The organism is uncultured Sphingomonas sp. (assembly GCF_913776855.1).
Lineage (GTDB): Bacteria > Pseudomonadota > Alphaproteobacteria > Sphingomonadales > Sphingomonadaceae > Sphingomonas.
Window position 1 is genome coordinate 73,238 of the sequence record NZ_CAJYQD010000044.1, and the last position, 6,250, is coordinate 79,487.

Annotated in this window: 8 protein-coding genes; 6 read left to right on the forward strand and 2 right to left on the reverse strand. The window is 64.5% G+C overall.

The features are described from left to right. Positions 1-44 precede the first annotated feature (44 nt). Together QZ755_RS14080 and QZ755_RS14085 are read right to left on the reverse strand one after the other, a co-directional pair. Positions 45-692: a peptidylprolyl isomerase gene (locus QZ755_RS14080; RefSeq protein ID WP_294324026.1), complete on the reverse strand. Its 648-nt coding sequence runs from the start codon at positions 690-692 to the stop codon at positions 45-47. A 44-nt stretch (positions 693-736) separates the two neighbouring features. Next, complete coding sequence (locus QZ755_RS14085; protein ID WP_294324028.1) at positions 737-1,204, reverse strand: GFA family protein; 468 nt, start codon at positions 1,202-1,204, stop codon at positions 737-739. Positions 1,205-1,278: 74 nt separating this feature from the next. Between QZ755_RS14085 and QZ755_RS14090 the strand changes: the two genes are divergently transcribed. From QZ755_RS14090 to QZ755_RS14115, 6 genes are all read left to right on the forward strand, one after another. After that, positions 1,279-1,710, forward strand: coding sequence for an MAPEG family protein (locus tag QZ755_RS14090; RefSeq protein WP_294324030.1), 432 nt, complete (start codon positions 1,279-1,281; stop codon positions 1,708-1,710). Positions 1,711-1,768: 58 nt separating this feature from the next. After that, positions 1,769-2,041: a hypothetical protein gene (locus QZ755_RS14095; RefSeq protein WP_294324031.1), complete on the forward strand. Its 273-nt coding sequence runs from the start codon at positions 1,769-1,771 to the stop codon at positions 2,039-2,041. A 286-nt stretch (positions 2,042-2,327) separates the two neighbouring features. Continuing rightward, positions 2,328-2,699 carry a 30S ribosomal protein S12 gene (gene rpsL, locus QZ755_RS14100; protein ID WP_055757399.1) on the forward strand — a complete coding sequence of 124 codons (372 nt, stop codon included), beginning with the start codon at positions 2,328-2,330 and terminating at the stop codon, positions 2,697-2,699. Positions 2,700-2,796: 97 nt separating this feature from the next. After that, positions 2,797-3,267: a 30S ribosomal protein S7 gene (gene rpsG / locus QZ755_RS14105; protein ID WP_055763657.1), complete on the forward strand. Its 471-nt coding sequence runs from the start codon at positions 2,797-2,799 to the stop codon at positions 3,265-3,267. Positions 3,268-3,362: 95 nt separating this feature from the next. Further along, positions 3,363-5,456 carry an elongation factor G gene (gene fusA / locus QZ755_RS14110; protein ID WP_294324042.1) on the forward strand — a complete coding sequence of 698 codons (2,094 nt, stop codon included), beginning with the start codon at positions 3,363-3,365 and terminating at the stop codon, positions 5,454-5,456. 201 nt (positions 5,457-5,657) lie between these two features. Then, on the forward strand, positions 5,658-6,250 hold a 593-nt coding region (locus tag QZ755_RS14115), incomplete at its 3' end, for a GTP-binding protein (RefSeq protein ID WP_294324045.1).

Consider the following 6,250-nt stretch of genomic DNA (forward strand, 5'->3'; position numbering starts at 1 on the left):
CCAGCGAAGGCTGGGGCGACGGACTGTCACGGCCGTCCGGCGACCTACCGTTTGACGTTGATCAGCCAAACCTTCGGGCCGCCGGTCGGCTGCGGCTTGCCGTCCAGTCGCCGGGCACGCAGGATGCGGACGGGATCGAGGATCATCTGCCCCTTCATCGCCTCCGATCCGCCGCCGGTCGGTTTGGCAAGGATGCGCTTGACCACATCCATGCCGCCGACGACCCGGCCGAACGCGGCATAGCCGGCAAAGTCGCCCTTCGCATCCATGCTGGGCATGGCGCCGACCAGCAGGACGAAATTGCCGCCCGCCGAATTGGCTTCGGGTCGCCGCGCCATCGAAATCGCGCCGTCGACATGTTTGACGCCGGTGCGGTCGGTTCGTTCGTGGGGGAAGGGCGGCAGGATGCGGCGCGCATCGGTGCGGATGCCGCCCTGGATGAAGCCCAGCTTCGGATCGGCCTTGCGCCGCGCCGAGCGATAGAAGTCGGTATCGTCGAACCGGCCGTCGTCGACATAGGCGAGGAAGTTCTTCGACGTCGCCGGCGCCCGTTTGACATCCAGCGCGACGATGATCGGGCCGACATTGGTATCGAACCGCACCCGGACATAGCCGGGCGTGGCGCGGGTGGCGGACTGGGCATGGGCGCCGGGGGCGAGCGCCAGCAGCAACAGGGCGAACAGGATACGCATGGCGCGGCTTCTATCGCGGCAAGCCGGCGCACGGAAGCGCCGCGTCAGCCAGCCTGTATCGCGGCATATTCGGCCAGCAGCGGACCGAACGCCTCAGGTGGCGGGAAACCCGGATAGCGGTGTCGCGCCGGCGTCATCGCCCAGGGCTGCGCTTCGGCAGTGCAGGTCTCGATGAACGGCGCGAAGCCTGCCGGATCGTCGAGAACGCCGACGCGGACATTGGTGAAGCCGGGATCGGGGTCGATCCGGGTGAACAGCCAGCCCTTGCAATGATCGCAATGATGGTGGCGAATCTGCGCACCATGCAGCCCGCCGACGACCGTATCGCCGGCAATGGTCAGCGCACCGCTCGGCACCGCGACGCTCAGCGAGAAGGCGCTGCCCGACATCTGCTGGCACCCGCGGCAATGGCAGGCCATGGTCAGCATCGGCGCGGCATCGATGCGCAGGCGCACCTGTCCGCAACGGCATCCGCCTTCGATCGGCAGGGTGGGCGGTCGGGCAGGGGGCATCGTATCGCTCCGTTGGCGTGGGAAGGTCGGCCCGGTATAGGCCGGGGCAACGACAGGACAAATGGGGGCGGGCGATGATGATGACGCGGGCGATCCTGTGGCCGAGCTTCGCGCTCGTTGCGCTGATCTTTCTGGTCAGCCTGACACTGGTGCAGGCGCGGTTCGGCCATATGCGGCGGCAGCGGCCCCGTGCGGCCGATTTCGTCGACAGCGAGGCGAGTCGCGCCTATTTCCGTCCGGTCGAACGGCCCGCCGCCAATCTCGCCAATCTGTTCGAGATGCCGGTACTGTATTTCGCGTTGGTGCCGCTCCTGCTGACTACGGGCCTCGCGACGCTGACGCAGGTTGCGCTCGCCTGGGCTTATGTCGCCCTTCGCGCCGGACACAGTATCGCGCACATCGCCGGCCGGGTGCGGCCGCGCTTTCTCCTGTTCGTGGTATCGCACGCCGTGCTGGCGGCGATGTGGATCGGCCTTGCGATCGACATCGGCTTCTCGGCACGCTGACGCACCGGAACGGCGGACGGGGTGTGGCGTTAGTGTCGCGAATTGCTGGAGATTATCCATGACCCGTTTCGCCGCTGCCGCCGCTCTGCCCGTCCTCGCGCTGCTCGGTGCCTGTGGCGGGCAGGAGATCACGACGACCAACGACTCCAACGTGGTGTCGAACGACGCCTATGCCAACGCCGCGTTTCGCAACGATGGCGAGGTCGGCAACGAAATGATCGCGATCAACCCGATGGAGACCGAGACGAACTCGGTGACCACCGCCGGCGACGCGATGATGGGCAATACGCCCGACGCGATGAACGCGACGATGGGCAACAGCGCCAACTGATCGATCGCGACCGGTCGACGTTTCCGGCGGGCGGCGGGGCAGGGGCCTCGTCGCCCGTTCTGCGATGGGCCGTCCGCCGCGTGCCATTGACCGGAGGGGGGTGTATCGGTATAGGCCGCGCGTCCCACTGGGTCGGCGTCCTAGCCGTCGTCGGCCTGCATGTGGGTTCAAAGAGCTGAACATTGCTGGAGACATCGGCCCCGAGGGTTTGCGCCCACGTGGCCTTTGCGCATTTCTGACAGGAACGGCTCCGGCAAAGTAACCGCAAGATAAGGTGAAGGGCTTCATGCCGACGATCAACCAGCTGGTCCGCAAGGGCCGCGAACCGCAGAAGGCCAAGTCGAAGGTCCCTGCGATGGACCAGAACCCGCAGAAGCGCGGTGTCTGCACCCGCGTCTACACGACGACTCCGAAGAAGCCGAACTCGGCACTGCGCAAGGTGGCCAAGGTTCGCCTGACCAACCAGCGCGAAGTCATCAGCTACATTCCGGGTGAAGGCCACAACCTTCAGGAACACTCGGTCGTGCTGATCCGCGGCGGTCGTGTGCGCGATCTTCCCGGCGTTCGCTACCACGTCCTGCGCGGCGTGCTCGATACGCAGGGTGTCAAGGATCGCCGCCAGTCGCGTTCGAAGTACGGCGCCAAGCGTCCGAAGTGATCCCGTGCCGCGCGTGACCCGCGCGGCCTGAGATCCACCTACCCCCAGTAAGCCCCGGACGGGTTCCGGAACCGGCTGAAGATTGAAGGAATATCTGATGGCTCGTCGTCGTCGTCCCGAAAAGCGGGAAATCCTGCCTGATCCCGTATACGGGGATGAGGTTCTGACCAAGTTCATGAATTCGGTGATGCTGGACGGCAAGAAGTCCGTCGCCGAAGGCATCGTCTATTCGGCGTTCGAAACCGTCGAGAGCCGCGCGAAGCGCGACCCGCTGGGCGTGTTCCACGATGCGCTGAACAACGTGAAGCCGAACATCGAAGTGCGTTCGCGCCGCGTCGGTGGTGCGACCTACCAGGTTCCGGTCGAAGTCCGCTTCGAACGCGCCCAGGCACTCGCCATCCGCTGGCTGATCGCCTCGGCCCGCAACCGCAGCGAGAACACCATGTCGGCGCGCCTGTCGGGCGAACTGATGGACGCTGCCAACAACCGCGGCAACGCCGTCAAGAAGCGCGAAGACACGCACCGCATGGCGGAAGCGAACCGCGCCTTCTCGCACTACCGCTGGTAAGCTCAGGCGGTGGCTTTTCACCGCTGATCTAACCGCCTATATCGTGGGGAGCGGGCGTCATGCCTCGCTCCCCACATTGCTAAGGAAGCACGATCATGGCCCGCAGCCATCCGCTCGAACGGTATCGTAACATCGGCATCATGGCGCACATCGACGCCGGCAAGACGACCACCACCGAGCGTATTCTTTACTACACCGGCAAGTCCTACAAGATCGGCGAAGTGCATGAAGGCACCGCCACCATGGACTGGATGGAGCAGGAGCAGGAACGCGGCATCACCATCACCTCGGCGGCAACCACCTGCAAGTGGCGCGCCGAAGAGGGCAAGGGTGAAGAGCACCTGATCAACATCATTGACACCCCCGGCCACGTCGACTTCACCATCGAAGTCGAACGTTCGCTGCGCGTGCTCGACGGTGCGGTCGCCTGTTTCGACGGCGTTGCCGGCGTCGAGCCGCAGTCGGAAACCGTGTGGCGTCAGGCCGACAAGTACGGCGTGCCGCGCATGTGCTTCGTCAACAAGCTCGACCGCACCGGCGCCGACTTCTATTTCTGCGTCGACTCGATCATCGAACGCCTGGGCGCACGTCCGGCGGTCCTGTATCTCCCGATTGGTATCGAGGGCGGCTTCAAGGGCCTCGTCGACCTGGTCGAGAACCGCGCGATCATCTGGCTCGAAGAGTCGCTGGGCGCGAAGTTCGAATATCAGGACATCCCGGCCGACATGGCCGAAAAGGCCGCGAAGTATCGCAGCGACCTGATCGAAATGGCCGTCGAACAGGACGACGACCTGATGGAAGCCTATCTCGAAGGCAATGAACCGTCGGTCGCCGATCTGAAGAAGCTGATCCGCAAGGGGACGCTGGCGATGAACTTCGTGCCGATCGTCTGCGGTTCGGCGTTCAAGAACAAGGGCGTGCAGCCGCTGCTCGACGCGGTTGTCGACTATCTGCCGTCGCCGTTGGACATTCCGGACGTGCAGGGCGTTAAGCTCGATGGCGAGACCCCGGATTCGCGTCCGGCGTCGGACACCGCGCCGCTGTCGCTGCTGGCGTTCAAGATCATGAACGACCCGTTCGTCGGCTCGCTGACCTTCGCCCGCATCTATTCGGGTACGCTGACCAAGGGCAGCTACCTGAACTCGGTGAAGGACAAGAAGGAAAAGATCGGCCGTATGCTCCTCATGCACGCGAACTCGCGTGAGGACATCGACGAGGCGCGCGCGGGTGACATCGTCGCCATCGCGGGCCTGAAGGAAACGACGACCGGCGACACGCTGTGCGACGCGTCCAACCCGATCATCCTCGAGCGCATGGAGTTCCCGGAACCCGTCATCGAGCTGTCGGTGGAGCCGAAGACCAAGGCCGACCAGGAAAAGATGGGCATCGCGCTCAACCGCCTGGCCGCCGAGGACCCCTCGTTCCGTGTGTCGACCGACCATGAATCGGGCCAGACGATCATCAAGGGCATGGGCGAACTTCACCTCGAAATCCTCGTCGATCGCATGAAGCGCGAATTCAAGGTCGAGGCGAACGTCGGTGCGCCGCAGGTGGCGTATCGCGAATATCTCGCCAAGCCGGTCGAACTGACCTACACCCACAAGAAGCAGTCGGGTGGTTCGGGCCAGTTCGGCGAAGTTAAGGTCAAGGTCGTCCCCGGCGAGCGTGGCTCGGGCTACCAGTTCTTCGACGAGATCAAGGGCGGCAACATCCCGCGCGAATATATCCCGTCGGTGGAAAAGGGCATGCGCGAGACGGCGCAGACCGGTTCGCTGATCGGCTTCCCGATCATCGACTTCGAAGTGCACCTGATCGACGGCAAGTACCACGACGTCGACTCGTCGGCGCTGGCGTTCGAAATCTGCGCCCGTGGCGCGATGCGCGAAGCGGCCCAGAAGGCCGGCATCAAGCTGCTCGAGCCGATCATGAAGGTCGAGGTCGTGACCCCGGAAGACTATCTGGGCGACGTCATCGGCGACATGAACAGCCGTCGTGGCCAGATCCAGGGCACCGACAGCCGCGGCAACGCGCAGACCGTCGAAGCGATGGTCCCGCTCGCCAACATGTTCGGCTATGTGAACCAGCTCCGCTCGTTCACGCAGGGCCGCGCGCAATACTCGATGCAGTTCTCGCACTATGACGAAGTGCCGCAGAACGTCGCGGACGAGGTGAAGGCGAAGATGGCCTGAGGCGCACGGAGCTAAGCCAGCTTAGCTCCGAGACGCCGAAAGGCCGGCCGGCGGGGCGGTCACCAGACCGTCCCGTCCGACGACGAATTTACTTCGTCGTCCTGTCCCCGGTTCGGGGGCTGGCATTACGAAACAACACCCGCTAAAGGGCCGCGTTCGCGTGGCCCCGGCGGCACCGAATTCGAATCAGAAGGTAGGAAAATGGCTAAGGCAAAATTCGAGCGGAACAAGCCGCACCTCAACATCGGCACCATCGGTCACGTCGACCACGGCAAGACCTCGCTGACCGCCGCGATCACCAAGGTGCTGGCGGACACGATGGGCGGCGTCGCCGTCGACTTCGCCAACATCGACAAGGCGCCGGAAGAGCGCGAGCGCGGCATCACCATCTCGACCGCGCACGTCGAGTATGAGACCGCCAACCGCCACTATGCGCACGTCGACTGCCCCGGCCACGCCGACTATGTGAAGAACATGATCACCGGCGCGGCGCAGATGGACGGCGCGATCCTGGTCGTGTCGGCCACCGACGGCCCGATGCCGCAGACCCGCGAGCACATCCTGCTCGCCCGCCAGGTCGGCGTGCCGGCGATGGTCGTGTTCATGAACAAGGTCGATCTGGTCGACGACGAGGAAATACTCGAGCTGGTCGAGCTGGAAATCCGTGAGCTGCTGAGCTCGTACGAATTCCCGGGCGACGACATTCCGATCATCAAGGGCTCGGCGACCTGCGCGCTGTCGGGTTCGAACCAGAAGCTCGGCACCGACGCGGTGATGGAGCTGATGCAGGCGGT